13 protein-coding genes and 1 pseudogene are annotated in these 14,872 nt (G+C 61.4%); 6 read left to right on the plus strand and 8 right to left on the minus strand.

The annotated features are described in order from the left end of the window. Window positions 1–5 precede the first annotated feature (5 nt). Window positions 6–578: a DUF3299 domain-containing protein gene (locus tag LGH82_RS04485; RefSeq protein ID WP_227347463.1), complete on the plus strand. Its 573-nt coding sequence runs from the start codon at window positions 6–8 to the stop codon at window positions 576–578. A 21-nt stretch (window positions 579–599) separates the two neighbouring features. Here the strand turns inward: LGH82_RS04485 and LGH82_RS04490 are convergent, their stop codons facing one another. From LGH82_RS04490 to LGH82_RS04505, 4 genes are all read right to left on the minus strand, one after another. After that, complete coding sequence (locus tag LGH82_RS04490) at window positions 600–1,091, minus strand: Lrp/AsnC family transcriptional regulator (RefSeq protein ID WP_023669013.1); 492 nt, start codon at window positions 1,089–1,091, stop codon at window positions 600–602. Between the two features lie 208 nt (window positions 1,092–1,299). Further along, complete coding sequence (locus LGH82_RS04495) at window positions 1,300–1,962, minus strand: uracil-DNA glycosylase family protein (protein ID WP_227347464.1); 663 nt, start codon at window positions 1,960–1,962, stop codon at window positions 1,300–1,302. Next, a complete protein-coding gene (locus LGH82_RS04500) occupies window positions 1,920–2,531 on the minus strand; it encodes a glutathione S-transferase (protein WP_227347465.1) in 612 nt (203 codons plus the stop codon). The genes LGH82_RS04495 and LGH82_RS04500 overlap by 43 nt, the downstream gene beginning before the upstream one ends. Window positions 2,532–2,574: 43 nt before the next feature. Next, a complete protein-coding gene (locus tag LGH82_RS04505; RefSeq protein WP_227347466.1) occupies window positions 2,575–3,198 on the minus strand; it encodes a thermonuclease family protein in 624 nt (207 codons plus the stop codon). 75 nt (window positions 3,199–3,273) lie between these two features. Between LGH82_RS04505 and LGH82_RS04510 the strand changes: the two genes are divergently transcribed. Continuing rightward, the gene (locus tag LGH82_RS04510; RefSeq protein WP_227347467.1) at window positions 3,274–4,797 is read left to right on the plus strand and encodes a sensor histidine kinase; all 1,524 of its coding nucleotides are present in this window, start codon (window positions 3,274–3,276) and stop codon (window positions 4,795–4,797) included. A gap of 4 nt (window positions 4,798–4,801) precedes the next feature. Here the strand turns inward: LGH82_RS04510 and LGH82_RS04515 are convergent, their stop codons facing one another. Further along, the gene (locus LGH82_RS04515) at window positions 4,802–5,800 is read right to left on the minus strand and encodes a nicotinate-nucleotide--dimethylbenzimidazole phosphoribosyltransferase (protein WP_227347468.1); all 999 of its coding nucleotides are present in this window, start codon (window positions 5,798–5,800) and stop codon (window positions 4,802–4,804) included. A 181-nt stretch (window positions 5,801–5,981) separates the two neighbouring features. On the opposite strand from LGH82_RS04515, the gene LGH82_RS04520 reads away from it, so the two are divergent. Both LGH82_RS04520 and LGH82_RS04525 read left to right on the plus strand, forming a co-directional pair. Further along, entirely contained in the window at window positions 5,982–6,215 is a 234-nt protein-coding gene (locus LGH82_RS04520) for a DUF1289 domain-containing protein (RefSeq protein ID WP_227347469.1), read from the plus strand. A gap of 13 nt (window positions 6,216–6,228) precedes the next feature. Then, window positions 6,229–6,933 carry a TIGR02281 family clan AA aspartic protease gene (locus LGH82_RS04525; protein ID WP_227347470.1) on the plus strand — a complete coding sequence of 235 codons (705 nt, stop codon included), beginning with the start codon at window positions 6,229–6,231 and terminating at the stop codon, window positions 6,931–6,933. Between the two features lie 54 nt (window positions 6,934–6,987). Here the strand turns inward: LGH82_RS04525 and dusA are convergent. Beyond that, window positions 6,988–7,945, minus strand: a pseudogene (gene dusA, locus LGH82_RS04530) (tRNA dihydrouridine(20/20a) synthase DusA). A 164-nt stretch (window positions 7,946–8,109) separates the two neighbouring features. Here dusA and LGH82_RS04535 point away from each other — a divergent pair. Next, the gene (locus LGH82_RS04535; RefSeq protein ID WP_227347471.1) at window positions 8,110–8,745 is read left to right on the plus strand and encodes a hypothetical protein; all 636 of its coding nucleotides are present in this window, start codon (window positions 8,110–8,112) and stop codon (window positions 8,743–8,745) included. Window positions 8,746–8,797: 52 nt separating this feature from the next. Beyond that, a protein-coding gene (locus tag LGH82_RS04540) for an IS3 family transposase (protein WP_227344189.1) occupies window positions 8,798–10,149 on the plus strand; the annotation gives its coding sequence in 2 pieces (ribosomal slippage) (window positions 8,798–9,134 and window positions 9,134–10,149; 1,353 coding nt in all). 48 nt (window positions 10,150–10,197) lie between these two features. Here LGH82_RS04540 and LGH82_RS04545 read toward each other — a convergent pair. Together LGH82_RS04545 and LGH82_RS04550 are read right to left on the minus strand one after the other, a co-directional pair. Continuing rightward, window positions 10,198–11,294, minus strand: a protein-coding gene (locus tag LGH82_RS04545; protein WP_413771415.1) for an IS3 family transposase whose coding sequence is annotated in 2 segments (ribosomal slippage) — window positions 10,198–11,070 and window positions 11,073–11,294 — 1,095 coding nt in all. Because the reading frame shifts where the segments join, the coding sequence is not laid out codon by codon here. After that, entirely contained in the window at window positions 11,197–14,853 is a 3,657-nt protein-coding gene (locus tag LGH82_RS04550) for a nitrate reductase subunit alpha (protein ID WP_319799913.1), read from the minus strand. The genes LGH82_RS04545 and LGH82_RS04550 overlap by 98 nt, the downstream gene beginning before the upstream one ends. Window positions 14,854–14,872 lie beyond the last annotated feature (19 nt).

Genomic DNA, 14,872 nt, shown 5'->3' on the forward strand with positions numbered 1-14,872 from the left:
GCTCGATGAGCATCCGTCTCAAATCGATGGCGAACCTGGCAGCAGCGTTGCTCATGGCCGTTGTCCCAGCCAATGCCGCAGCCGAGACCACCCACATATTCTGGAAGGATCTGCGACCGGCGGCGCAAGCCCCCGCGGAAAGTGCCGGACTACCGATGATCGCGGCCAAAATGCCCGACCATGGCGAAACCTTGTCCGTCAATCTGCAGGACAAGACCGTTCAACTGGCCGGCTATGCGCTGCCGGTCGACCGTGACGGCGACCTTGTCTATCAGTTCCTGCTGGTGCCGTGGACAGGTGCCTGCAGCCATATGCCAACACCGCCCCCCAACCAGATCGTGCTCGTCACGCCGGCCCAACCCTACAGGATGTCGGAAGCCTACCAGCCGGTTTCCGTCACCGGTGCGCTGAAACCGGACATGGAGAAGAGCCAGCTCTTCATCCTCGATGGCGTCAGCATCATCCAGTCTGGCTATACGGTGCGCAAGGCCAACGTAGTGAGTGTCGACAACGTGCCGGACACCGTCACCCTGCCGGTGAACTCACCTTGGACTTTCCTGAACAAAAAGAAGAACTGAGCGGCACGCGCCCTATTTCCATCAGGCGGCGTTCGCGCCTGACTCCTTGTCCAGCAGCATGTAGTCCAGCGGCATCTCGGTCGTGTACTTGATCTGCTCCATGGCGAAGGAGGACGACACGTCACGGATTTCGATCTTGGCGATCAGCCGCTTGTAGAAAGCGTCATAGGCGGCAATGTCGGGCACCACCACGCGCAGCAGATAATCGACGTCGCCGCTCATGCGGTAGAATTCGACCACTTCGGGAAATTCCTGGATGACTTCCGAAAAGCGCCGCAGCCATTCATGGCTGTGTGAATTGGTGCGGATCGACACGAACACCGTGACGCGCACATTGACCTTCTCGTGATCGAGGATGGCGACGCGCCGCTTGATGACGCCCTCTTCCTCGAGCTTCTGGATACGCCGCCAGCACGGCGTGGTCGACAGCCCGACCTTCTTGGCGACATCGGCGACCGCGAGTGTCGCGTCCTCCTGCAAGAGGCGGAGAATTTTTCTATCAAGGCGGTCCATTGGGTGCTCCCTGGTGCATGTCGCCCAAAAGTGCGCAGCGGTTTTGGGTCAACGACATGCAGAAACAAGAATTCAAAGTGCTTCACGGCTTCCCTTCAGCCGCGACGCGCTTGGGGAATAGATTGCTTATGATCCGCCTTACTTCGCCCTTTCACAAGAAAGAAATTCTGCCGATTATGGAAAAAGCGAGTGTTTTCTTCCTGAAAGCTCAGCCAAGGCGATAGCGGATTTCCGTTCTCAGAAATGGCAGCAAATCCATTTCAAACCATGGATTCTGTTTCAACCAGCCGCTGTTGCGCCAGGATGGATGCGGCAATGGCAGCACTTTTGTGTTGCTGGGCGCATCCCAGATGGCACGCCAGTCCATCACCGTTTCCGTCAGGGACGGACGGCGCGTGGCGCCCATGTGCCAGGATTGCGCATAGATGCCGATCGTCAGCACAAGGTCGATTCGCGGCATCAGCGCCATCAAGGGAGCGCGCCATGCCGGCGCGCATTCGCGGCGCGGCGGCAGGTCGCCGCCCTTCGCATCCTGGCCGGGAAAACAGAAGCCCATCGGCACGATCGCGAACTTTTCAATGTCGTAGAACTCTTCGCTGCTGACACCCAACCAGCTCCGCAGCCGGTCACCGGAGGCATCCGTGAACGGCATGCCCGTGATGTGGACTTTTGTGCCCGGCGCCTGGCTGGCGATCAGGATGCGAGCGTTTGATGAGGGCCTCAGCACCGGGCGCGGCTCATGCGGAAGCGGCCGGCCGATCGGATTTTCGACACAGATGCGGCAGGCGCGAACTCTCGCCGCGAAGGTTTCCAGCTCTGTACCCATGCTCAGGCGGCGGCGCTCGGTCGGCTCGAAACTGCCTGGTGCCATCGCAGCACATTGGTGCAATCTTCCGGAACCTTGATGCGCGCTGGCTTCATGAAATCGACCGCGATCAGCCCGGTGATATCGGCGATCGAATAGGTGTCGCCGGCCACGAATTGCCGGCCTGCCAGTTCGCTATCGAGGACCTTCAGGAATTCAACGGCTTTCGGCTTGTTGGCCTCGCCCCATTCGGCAATTTGCGGGATTTCCCATTCCTTCATCGCCGGATGGATGTGACGAAAGGCCTGCGCGATACAGGAGAGCAGGTTGAACTCCATGCGCCTCTGCCACATCTCCACCTGCGCCTTGCCTACAGCGCCGCGCCCGAACAGCGCCGGCTCCGGATGCAGTTCCTCAAAGTAGCGGCAGATGGCCACCGATTCCGTGATAACGGTGCCATCATCGAGCTCGAGCACCGGCAGCCGACGGAGCGGATTGCGTGAGCTGACCGCCTGCTGCCTGTGCTCCAGCGCACCCATGTCGACCGGCACGATGGGAACCTCAAGGCCCTTTTCGGCCAGGAAGACGCGAACCCGTCTTGGGTTGGGCGCTCGGCCACCGTCGAAGAGCTTCATCAAGTCCTCCCTGTTGTTGTCCGGGCGAATTATACGGTGCCGGTCACCAGAAGCGAAAAAATTCTCGCAAGGCATCGCCGATCGAAGCCAGGCTGCCATGCTCTCTCTCGGCCAGTTGGCCGTTGTGGCTTGCGCGCCATGTCCGTGGTTGATCGAAGGTGCCGGCCCAGATGCCGGCCTTGCCGGCTCGCGCCGCCGCCGCCTCGGCTTCGAAATCGCCATAGGCGACCGCCCAGCCCGCCGCCACCTGCGAACGGTTGAGATCCACGCCTCCTGCCTCGCAATCGCCCAGTAGCCTGCCATATCGGTCGCGTTGCCAGCCAGTACAGGAAACGGGCCTGCCGGCGATCAACCGCACCAGCGACTGACGCGAAAGCTTGCCGCAGGCATAGTCGGCGCCGTCCTTGCGACAGGTCTGCGAATATTCAGGCGCATCGATGCCGCGCATCCTGATGCGCTCGCCGGCGAGTGTGATCGAATCGCCGTCCGCGACGACAGCAACGCCTTCCGTTTTCCGCGCCTCCATTCGGTCGAGGCGCGCCGCCAACAAGATGAGCAGGCCGAGGAGGATGACGGTCAGGCCATAGTCGGCCAGCTTGCGCCACGCGCTTCGCGGAGCTGGCGGAATAGTTCGCCGCCGCGACCTCCCGGACCAAGAACGGCTCATATGGCAAACCGTTGGTTAATCATTCGAACGTAGCTTAACACTTTGAAACCGCTGCCCGCATAAATTGAAGTTTCCATGCCCTTGCAACGCTCGAACACAGCGGACAAGTTTATCGTGGACCGCAGGAAACGCCACCGCAACAGCGACGTGGCGCGCGCGGTGCGCAAGACGCGCGACCGTCTTTCGCAGCAAGCTGGCAATCCCGACTTCGACCGCGAACTGCTGAAGTTGCATGCCCGCGCCATGGTCAGTGGCGCCATAGCCGTGCCGCTGATCGTCCTGGCCATCGCCGCGGGGGGGCTGCTTGCGGGCATGAACAGGGAGATCGGCGTCTGGGCGCTGTTCACGTTCATCTGCTACGCCATCGTCGCTTTCATGGCACGGCGTGTCGAACGTACCGAAGGTTCCGAACTGAATCCGTCCCGGGTGCGTCGGGATTTCCTGATTGGACATTTTCTCTGCGGCCTGGGTTGGGCCTGGTTCGCCTGGCTCGGTTGCAATACCTGCCAGACCGACCAGTTCCAGATGATCAAGGTAGTTGTGCTGCTGCTTGCCATGGCTGTAACCGCGGTCATGGCGTCGTCGTTGCGCGGAGCGCTTCTGGCGACGTTTGCCGTTCCCGTGGCGGTGTATGCCTATGCGGGCGCGCGCCTATGGATGCCGATCGAGGTGATCATGGTCGGCCTGCTGGTCATGTCCCTGCCCTTCTTCGCCTATGTGGCGCGCCAGCTTCACCGGTCGTCCTTGATGCTCTTATCGTTCCGGTCCGAGAAGGATGCGCTCATCGCCGAACTGGAGACGGCGAAATCAATGTCGGACGAAGCGCGGCGTCGGGCGGAAGACGCCAATCTGGCCAAGTCACGCTTCCTGGCGTCGATGAGCCACGAGCTGCGCACGCCGCTCAACGCCATTCTTGGCTTTTCGGAGGTGATGTCGAACGAGGTGCTGGGGCCGATGAACAATCCCACCTACCGCGACTACGCCCACGACGTTCATGAATCCGGACAGCATCTGCTCGACCTGATCAACGAGATCCTCGACCTGTCGCGCATCGAGGCGGGGCGCTACCAGCTCAACGAGGAGCCGGTGATGCTGCTCACCATCGTCGAGGATTGCTGCCACATGATGGAGTTGAAGGCGCGCAACAAGGACATCCGTATCGTCCAGGATTTCGAAAGCATCCTGCCGCGCCTGTTCGCCGACGAACGGGCCGTGCGGCAGATCACACTCAACCTTTTGTCTAACGCCATCAAATTCACCGCGACAAGCGGTGAAATCCGCGTTCGCGTCGGCTGGACGGCCGGCGGCGGGCAGTACATCTCCGTCAAGGACAACGGACCGGGCATCCCGGAAGACGAGATTCCGATCGTGCTCTCCGCTTTCGGCCAGGGGTCGATCGCCATCAAGAGCGCCGAACAGGGCACCGGACTTGGCCTGCCGATCGTGCAGGGCCTGCTCGCCATGCATGGCGGGGAATTCGAACTCCATTCGAAGCTGCGCGAAGGCACCGAGGCAATCGCCATCTTCCCGCTGAGCCGGGTCATGGAGGAACTGCCGGCGCTGCCGACCAAGGTGGTCGCGGCGGCGCGCAGGCGCTGAACGCCTATCCGCGAACTGCTGCCGCCATGCCCGAACTGGTCAGCGCAGCGGCCTTCACCAGACCTGCAGCAAGGGCGGCTCCTACCCCCTCGCCATGGCTCATCCCCAGGTCGAAAATCGGGCGAAGTCCAAGCCGCTCGGCAGCGGGGGCGTGCGCGGGTTCGGTCGAGAGGCTGGCAAGCAGGCAGTGATCGAGGGCGGCGGGATTGGCCGCATACAGCACTGCCGCGGCCGCAGTCGCCGCAAACCCGTCGAGCAGCACCGGGATCTTCTGCATGCGTGCGGCGAGGATGGCACCGGCGATCGCGGCAAGCTCGCGACCGCCGACACGGCGCAATGCTTCCAGCGGATCACGGAGATTGGCACCGTGGAAGGCAAGTGCCGTGTCGACCACGCCTGCCTTGCGCGCCTGCATCGCCGCATTGGCGCCGGATCCAGGACCGACCCAATCCCTGCCCCTGCCCCCGAACAGCGCTGCAAGCAGCGCGGCGGCAACAGTGGAATTGCCGACGCCGAGGTCGCCAAGGCAAATGAGATCGGTGCCGCCGGCAATGGCTTCCATGCCGAAGGCCATGGTGGCGGCGCAGCCGCGCTCGTCGAGCGCGGCATCCTGCGTGATGTCGGCCGTCGGAATGTGCAGCGCCAGGTCGAACACCTTCAGGCCAAGATCATTGCCGATGCAGACCTGGTTGATCGCCGCTCCGCCGGCCGCGCACAGCTCGACCGCGTTCGCCGTGGCCGCCACCGGCCGCGGAGAAATGCCGTGACGGGTCACGCCATGGTTTCCGGCAAAGATGGCCACCAGCGGCCGGTTCACCGCAGGTGGCGCACGACCGCTCCAGGCCGCGAGCCACGCGGCGATATCCTCGATTCGGCCGAGCGAGCCTTGCGGTTTGTCCGCCTTCGAAAACAGCAGGCGCACGCGTTCCACAGCTGTCATATCGGCGGCTGGCAGGCTCGCCAGCAGATTGCGAAAATCGTCGAGAGGCAGCGCACTGGTCATATCGGTCCTGATCCTTGGAATCGATCAGCGGCATAGCTGCGTTGTCTTGTCGACACAACCTCCCGGCATTGGCGCGAACGCGGTTGTAGACGGCGGAATCCGAAGAGCTTGCATTGGCCCGGCCGTTGCACCATGTGGAAGGGAACAAGGGCTTCCGCACGGAAGTCTTCAAGAGAAAGTCATGACGGCCATCGAATCTCCGTGCATCCTGGTTTGTTCAATCGACATGAAAACCGGCTTCTGTTTCGGTTGCGGTCGCACACGCGATGAAATCGGCGCGTGGATCAGCATGACGCCGGAAACGCGACGAGGGGTCATGGCCGAACTGCCTGCCCGCCTGGAAACGGTGGAGCGCCGGCCGCGCCGCGAAACGCGCCGCACGCGCATGGCGCGCGAACGCGACGCACTCTCATGAACTGGCCGCGCCCATGAACCGTCTGTTCTGGATATTGATGGCCGTGATCGGAGTAGGCGCGGCCCTGCTCATGTTCAACGATTCCGCCGGCAGCACGATGGGCGTCGAGAATTACGATTTCGGACGGCTGATCTGGCTTGGTGCATTTGCCGCACTCATCGGCTCGGGTTTGCTTCGGTCAGGCAGGCCGATGGGCGACATGCTTAGAAATCTCGCCGCATGGGCGGCAATCGTGCTGGTGCTGATCGCCGGCTATCAATATCGCTATGAATTGCAGGATGTCGCCAGCCGAGTGACAGCCGGTCTTGTTCCCGGCAGCCCGCTTGCGCTGGGCCTGGAAGATGGCCGGGCCACCGTGTCGCTGGACAAGGCTGACAATGGCCATTTCGAAGCGCGCATCCTGGTCAACGGCACGGCGGTCCGGGCCTTGGTCGACACTGGCGCGACCAGCACGGTGCTGACCGCCCAGGACGCCCGCGCAGCCGGGTTTGACCCGGATAAACTCAACTTCACCATACCGGTTTCCACGGCCAACGGCATGGCGCGCGCCGCGGCGGTAAGGACGGACGAACTCGCGATCGGCGGTATCGTGCGCAAGAACATGTCGGTCATGGTTGCCGCACCCGGCGCACTCGGCCAGAGCCTGCTCGGCATGAATTTTATCGGCTCGCTGTCTGGCTTCGACGTGCGCGGTGACCGGATGATCCTCAGGGATTGATCCCGGTCAAGCGGCTTCGATTGATCCCGGTCAAATCCGCTTCGATTGACCCTGTCAGGCGGCTTCGGCGGCCGCCCCGCCGAAATCGACAGCGGCAAAAGCCTTTCTCAGAACGTCGGACCCCGCGCCCGGCTTGGTCGCATCGGTGGACAGTATCTGCCGGTAGCGGCGCGCTCCCGGCAAGCCGTGGAACACTCCGACCATGTGACGGGTGACATGGCCGAGCCGGCCGCCGCGCTCGATATGGCGGGCTGCATAGTTCGCCATGGCGTCGATCAAACCGGCAAAATCGAATGGCACGGCTTCCCCGCCATGGATAGCGGCGTCAGCTCCCGCCAGGATGCCCGGCGTGTGATAGGCGGCGCGGCCAAGCATGACGCCATCGACAAATTCAAGATGCTGGCGGGCTTCCTCGAGAGATTGAATGCCGCCATTGATGCCAATGAATTCGTTGGCCTTTCTAGCTTTCAAACGATAGACGCGACCGTAGTCGAGCGGCGGGATATCACGGTTTTCCTTTGGGCTCAGCCCCTCCAGCCACGCCTTGCGGGCATGCACCCAGAGCGCGTCGGCACCGGCGGCAAACACGCCGTCGGCCAGCGCATCGAGCGCCGGCTCCGGGTCCTGCTCGTCGACACCGATGCGGCATTTGACGGTAACGGGAATGCTCACGGCCTCCTTCATCGCCGCGACGCAGTCGGCCACGAGAACCGGCCCTCATCAGGCAGGCGCCAAACGTGCCGGACTGGACACGGTCGGACGGGCAGCCGACATTGAGGTTGATCTCGTCATAACCAAAGGCCTCGCCGATACGCGCTGCCTCGGCAAGCTTGCGCGGATCCGAACCGCCGAGCTGCAGCGCAACCGGATGCTCCGCCTCATCGAAACCAAGCAGCCGATCCCGTGCCCCCTGGATGACAGCATCAGCCACAACCATCTCGGTATAGAGCAGCGCCCGGCGCGTCAGCTGACGATGGAAGAACCGGCAATGCCGGTCCGTCCAGTCCATCATAGGCGCAACGGAAATCCTATGGGATTGATTTATCACGCTTTTTCTCGTATTTTCAGGGCCTTAAAACGTGCACACGTTCGCCGTTTGTACGACACGATATCCGTCAGTTTTCGCATTTTGTACTCCTCCCTGTGCACACAGCGTGCACGAAAAAGAGACCACCCATGGCATGCATCAACAAGTTGGCTTCCGGCAAGTGGCGTGTGCAGGTTCGCTGCAAGGGCCACTACCTCACCACCAGCTTCTCGCTCCGCAAGGACGCCGAGATGTGGGCGCGCCGAATTGAGCGAGAAATCGACCTGGGTCAGAAGCCTGCTCCCAAGCACAAGGACGGGATCAAAACGGTCTCCGACCTGATCGACCTGCATATCGCGGATATGACGGAAGTTGGCAAGGTGATCGGGCGTTCGAAGGCATTCAGCCTGGACCTGCTACGAGCCAGGCTCGGAAGGCTCAACATCGCCGATCTTAATCGCGAACAGGTCATCAAGTTCGGCAAGGGACGAGCGGAGGAAGGCGCCGGACCTGTCACCGTTGGAATAGACATCGGATACGTCCGGACATTGCTGGTGCACGGCGCGGCTGTGCATGGACTGCCTTATTCAGCGGAGCCGGTGGAACTTGGTCGTGTCGCCCTCACCCGCTTGGGTCTTGTTGGCAAGGGCAACGAGCGCGATCGGCGACCGACGCTTGAGGAGATAGAGGCCCTGATCCGATACTTCAGAGGAAACAACTTCCAGATTATCCCCGTCGACAAGATCATCCGCTGTTCCCCGTCAGCACCTGTGTCCCAGATTTGAGGTTGTGAATTAAGGAGGGTTTTGATCTCGTCGTCACGACGAAGGAACCAAGATGAGCCCTAAATCCTCAAGTGCCAAGAAGCCTGCCGAGCAGGTGGTAAAGGACATTCGCCGGGCGACCCGGCGGCATTTTTCAGCGGAAGACAAGATCCGGATCGTGCTGGACGGGCTGCGCGGCGAAGACAGCATCGCCGAGCTGTGCCGCAAGGAAGGGATCGCGCAGAGCCTGTATTACACCTGGTCCAAGGAGTTCATGGAGGCCGGCAAGCGCCGATTGGCGGGTGATACCGCTCGTGCTGCCACCAGCGACGAGGTCAAGGATTTGCGCCGGGAGGCCGGCGCGCTGAAGGAATGCGTCGCTGATCTGACACTGGAAAACCGTCTGCTCAAAAAAAGCATGATCGCGGATGGGGACGAGCAAGAATGAGATATCCCGCATCCGAAAAGCTCGAGATCATCAGGATCGTCGAGCAGTCACACCTGCCAACCCGCAAAACGCTGGACCGACTGGGCATCCCGCGCCGGACCTTCTATCGCTGGTATGACCGTTATGTCGAGGGCGGGCCTGAGGCGCTGCAGGATCGGCCCTCGGCGCCGAGCCGGGTGTGGAACCGCATCCCGCCTGCCATCCATGACCAGATCATCGAACTGGCGCTGGAGCAGTCCGAGCTCTCCCCGCGCGAACTGGCAGTACGGTTCACCGACGAGACGCGCTACTTCGTGTCAGAAGCCAGCGTTTACCGGCTCCTCAAGGCCTACGATCTGATCACCAGCCCGGCCTATGTGGTGATCAAGGCGGCGAACGAGTTCCACACCAAGACGACGCGACCCAACGAGATGTGGCAGACGGACTTCACCTACTTCAAGATCATCGGCTGGGGCTGGATGTACCTGTCGACCGTGCTCGACGATTACTCCCGCTACATCATCGCCTGGAAACTGTGCAGCACCATGCGGGCCGAGGACGTCACCGACACGCTGGACATGGCACTTACTGCCTCAGGGTGCGACCAGGCCCATGTGCACCACAAGCCTCGGCTGCTCAGCGATAATGGCCCCAGCTACATCGCCGGCGAACTGGCGGACTATATCCAGGACCAACGCATGAGCCATGTCCGGGGCGCTCCAATGCATCCCCAGACCCAAGGCAAGATCGAGCGCTGGCACCAGACCCTCAAAAACCGAATCCTCTTGGAGAACTACTTTCTGCCCGGCGACCTTGAGGCCCAGATCGCAGCCTTCGTCGAACATTACAACCATCGACGCTACCACGAGAGCCTGGCCAACGTAACGCCAGCCGACGCCTACTTCGGCAGGGCCGCAGCCATTATCAAACAGCGAGAAAGGATCAAACGCCAAACCATCCAACATCGGCGCTTGCAGCACCGCAAGATCGCCGCTTAACATCAACCCCAAGATGGACTTGCTTCGGTAAAGTGGAGAGCGGGTTGCTCATTCGGCGGCGTTTCGCTCGAACTGCATCGGGCTGATGTAGTCGAGCGCGGAATGCCGCCGGATGGGATTGTAGAAGCCGTCGATATATCGGGCAATGGCGGCTTGGGCATCGGCGCGGGTAAGGAAAGAGGTGCGCCAGATCAGTTCAGTTTTCAGCGTCTTGAAGAATGTTTCGACCATGGCGTTATCAAAGCAATTGCCCTTGCCTGACATTGAGATGATGACGCCGGCGGCACGCAATTCGGCTTGGTAGTCGATAGAACAATATTGGCTGCCGCGGTCGGAGTGGTGAATGAGGCCGGGTTCCGGCTGCCGCATGACGAACGCCTTGTTGAGCGCTGCCAGAGCCAGGCTGCGGTGTAGCCGGTTGCCAGCAGCCCAGCCAACGACCTTGCGGGCAAACAGATCGATGACGACAGCAAGGTACAACCAGCCCTCCCGCGTCCAGATGTAGGAGATGTCGGCACCCCATTTCTGGTTGGGACCAGTGGCGGCAAAATCCTGGTCGATGACATTGGGGGCAACCGGAAAGGCGTGTTCGCTGTCCGTCGTGCGCTTGAACCGCCGCTTCTGTCTTGCCTGGAGGCCATTCTCCCGCATCAGACGCGCCGTTCGTCGCCGGCCAATGGCAAAGCCATTGTCTTGCAGTTCCCGCGTCATGCGCGGGCTACCATAGGTTCCGTTCGACAGCGCGAACGACGATCGCACATGCGCCAGCATTATCATGTCGTCGCGCTGCCGGCGGCACGCCGGCCGGCGCCCCCAGGCAAAGTAGCCGCTCGGGCTGACACCCAGCGTCGCGCACAAACGGTCCACAGGGAAATCCTTCTTCGCCTGGTCGATGAGCGCGAACCTCACCGACTTCCCTCCTTGACGAAAAAAGCCGTCGCCCGTTTCAAGATATCCCGCTCCTGCCGAAGGATTTCATTCTCCCGCCGCAGCCGTTTCAATTCAGCGGCGACATCAGCATCAGGCGGACGCCCAGGATCGCCCATCTCACGATCCAGCTGCCGACCCATCCATCGCGTCAGCGTCGAGAAACCAACACCAAGATCCTCCGCGATCTGCCGCTTCGTCCGACCGCTCGTTCGCACAAGGCCAACCGCCTCCGCCTTGAACGCATCCGTAAACTGTCTCTGTTTCGTCATCGAGGTCGCCTTTCATCAGAAGGAAACTCTCCACTTTTTCGGGGCAAGTCCAAGATGAGGCCGACACTCCGCTAATCTGCGATCCAATCTGAGCCAAATGATCTGACGACGGACAGACCAGGCCGGCCGTCTTGGCGTCGGTCTCGGAGATCCACACCACCGGGCCGCCGCGGTTGAGCGTCAGCATCAGCAGATTGTCCGTATAGGTGGAATGGATGCCCCACTTCTGGTGAGGCGTGATGAAGTTGAGGACGATTTCCTTGTGCCCGTTGGGACGGACGTCCTTGATACCCGGGATCGTCTTGAGATCGACTGGCGGCTTCCAGGTGACGAGCCCCTCGCCGAAGGCCCTCATCCACAGGTGATCCTGGTAGAGCTGCTGGCGGCCGGTCAATGTCCGCCACGGGATCAATTCGTGGACGTTGGTATAGCCGGCGTTGTAGCAGACCTTCTCGCTTTCAATGCCGGACCATGTCGGTGAAGAGATGATCTTGCGCGGCTGCGCCTGGATATCGCGGAAGCGGATTTTTTCGTCTTCCTTCGGCAAGGCAAGGTGGGCATGTTCTCGGCCGGTGATTTCCGACAAGGCTTCCCAGGCCTTGATCGCGACCTCGCCATTGGTCTCCGGCGCCAGCATGAGAATGACCTCGCAAGCGTCGATGTCGGTCTCGATCTTCGGCAAGCCCTTGCCCGCACCATCGAGATGGACGCCATTCAGCGCTCCGAGCGCCTCGACTTCGTGCTTGGTGTTCCAGGCGATGCCTTTGCCCCCGTTGCCGATTTTCGTCATCAACGGCCCCAGCGCCGTGAACTGGGCGTAGAGATTGGGATAGTCGCGGGTTACCAGCGTCACGGACGGCATGGTCTTGCCCGGGATTGGCTCGACTTCGCCGAGCTTCCAGTCCTTCACGTCGAGGGCCTGGGCCATCTCGGCCGGGCTGTCATGCTGGATCGGAGTGAGAACCACATCCTGCTCAACGCCTAACACCTCCTGGGATACTTCCGAGAAGGCTTTGGCGAGGCCCTTGTAAATCTCCCAGTCGGAGCGCGACTCCCAGGCAGGATCCACTGCCGCCGACAGCGGATGGATGAAGGGATGCATGTCGGACGTGTTGAGGTCGTTCTTCTCGTACCAGGTTGCCGTCGGCAGCACGATGTCGGAGTAGACGCAGGTGGTCGACATGCGGAAGTCGAGCGTGACCAGAAGGTCGAGTTTTCCTTGCGGCGCCGTCTCGTGCCAGACGACTTCGGTATTGCGGACCGCCCCTTCCGCGCCGAGGTCCTTACCCATCACACCGTGGGTGGTGCCGAGCAAATGTTTGAGGAAATATTCGTGCCCCTTGCCTGATGAGCCGAGGAGATTTGAGCGCCAGACGAACATGTTGCGCGGCCAGTTGTCCGGATCGTCGGGATCATGACAGGAGAGTTCCAGTTCACCGGATTTCAGCGCCTTGACCACATAGTCCTTCGGCTCAAGACCGGCGGCTTCGGCCTTGGCGGCGATCGTCAACGGATTCTGCTTCAGCTGGGGCGCCGAGGGCAGCCAGCCCATACGCTCGGCGCGAACGTTGTAGTCGATGAAACTCTTGTTCCAGTCTCCTTCGGGCGCGGTCGGCGACAGTATTTCGGCAGCCGTCAGGGTCTCGTAGCGCCACTGGTCGGTCTGCGCATAGAAGAAGGACGTCGAGTTCATGTGCCGGGGTGGCCGGCTCCAGTCGAGCCCGAACGCAAGCGGTGTCCAGCCCGTCTGCGGGCGGAGTTTTTCCTGTCCCACGTAATGTGACCAGCCGCCGCCCGATTGACCGATGGCGCCGCAGAAGACCAGGAGATTGATGATCCCCCGGTACGTCATGTCCATGTGGTACCAGTGATTCACACCAGCGCCGAGGATGACCATCGAACGGCCGTTGGTTTTTTCCGCGTTAGTGGCAAATTCACGGGCAACCGTGATGATCGCATCGCGCTTTACCCCGGTAATGCGCTCCGCCCAGGCGGGCGTGAACGGCACGTCCTCGTCATAGCTCTTTGCCGCGTGATCGCCGCCAAAGCCACGATCGAGACCATAATTGGCCATCATCAGGTCGTGCACGGTGGCAACTGCCACCTTGGAGCCATCGCTCAGCTTGATCCGCCGGATCGGGAGACTGCGGGTGAGGATCTCACCGTGATCGGTCGAGACAAAATGCTCGGTCGCGCGACCGCCGAAGTAGGGGAAATCGACAGCTGCAATCTCGGCTTTCTTGCCAGCAAGCGTCAGCCTGAGCCGAATGTCTTGGCCACTGCCGTCCTTTTCCTCGAGATTCCATTTGGCGCCCTCGCCCCAGCGATAGCCTATCGAACCGCGCGGCGAGACGAGCGCATCGGTGGCCTCGTCGATCGCGACCGTTTTCCATTCCGGATTGTTGCTCTCGCCCAAGCCACCTGCGATCTCCGAGGTCCGCAGGAGCCGTTCGGGAACGAACCGACCATCACGCTCCGTGAGGCGCACCAGGAACGGCAGGTCGGTGTATTTGCGGGCGTAATCGTCGAAATACGGGACAGTACGATCAAGGTAGTATTCGCGAAGAATGACGTGGCCCATGGCCAGCGCCAGTGCAGCGTCGGTCCCCTGCTTCGGGTTGAGCCAGATGTCGGCAAACTTGGTCGCCTCGGCGTAGTCCGGGCTGACGACGGCGCTCTTGGTGCCCTTGTAACGAACTTCGGTATAGAAGTGCGCGTCGGGCGTCCGTGTTTGCGGGACGTTGGAGCCCCAAACGATGATGAAGCCGGCATTGTACCAGTCGGCGCTTTCAGGAACGTCGGTCTGCTCGCCCCAAGTCTGGGGGCTGGCCGGCGGCAAGTCGCAATACCAGTCATAGAAGGACATGCACACGCCACCCATCAGCGACAGGTAGCGTGAGCCCGCTGCATACGAGACCATCGACATGGCCGGGATCGGCGAGAAGCCGATGACACGGTCGGGACCATGTGCCTTTACCGTATAGGCATTGGCCGCCGCGATGAGTTCGTTCACCTCGTCCCAGGTGGCGCGCACGAAGCCACCGTGGCCGCGGATAGAGATGTAGGATTGCCGCTTGTCAGCATCCTTGACGATCGAGGCCCATGCGGCAACGGGCGGCATCGTGGTGCGGGCGGCCCGCCACAGCTTCAACAGCCGGCCGCGGATCATCGGGTATTTCACCCGCGCGCCGGAATAGAGATACCAGCTATAGGAGGCACCACGCGCGCAGCCGCGCGGTTCGTGGTTGGGGAGATCGGGCCGCGTGCGTGGATAGTCGGTCTGCTGTGTCTCCCAGGTGACGATGCCGCCCTTGACATAAATCTTCCACGAGCAGGAGCCGGTGCAGTTCACGCCATGGGTGGAGCGCACGATCTTGTCGTGCTGCCAGCGCTTGCGGTAACCGTCCTCCCAAGAGCGATCCTCGTTGGTGACGATGCCGTGGCCGTCGGAGAAACTGTCGACGGTCTTGCGAAAAAAGGTTAGCCGGTCGAGAAAATGCGACATTGCTTTTGCCTCTGATTAT

The sequence above is a fragment of the Mesorhizobium sp. PAMC28654 genome (assembly GCF_020616515.1).
In the GTDB taxonomy this organism is placed as follows: domain Bacteria; phylum Pseudomonadota; class Alphaproteobacteria; order Rhizobiales; family Rhizobiaceae; genus Mesorhizobium.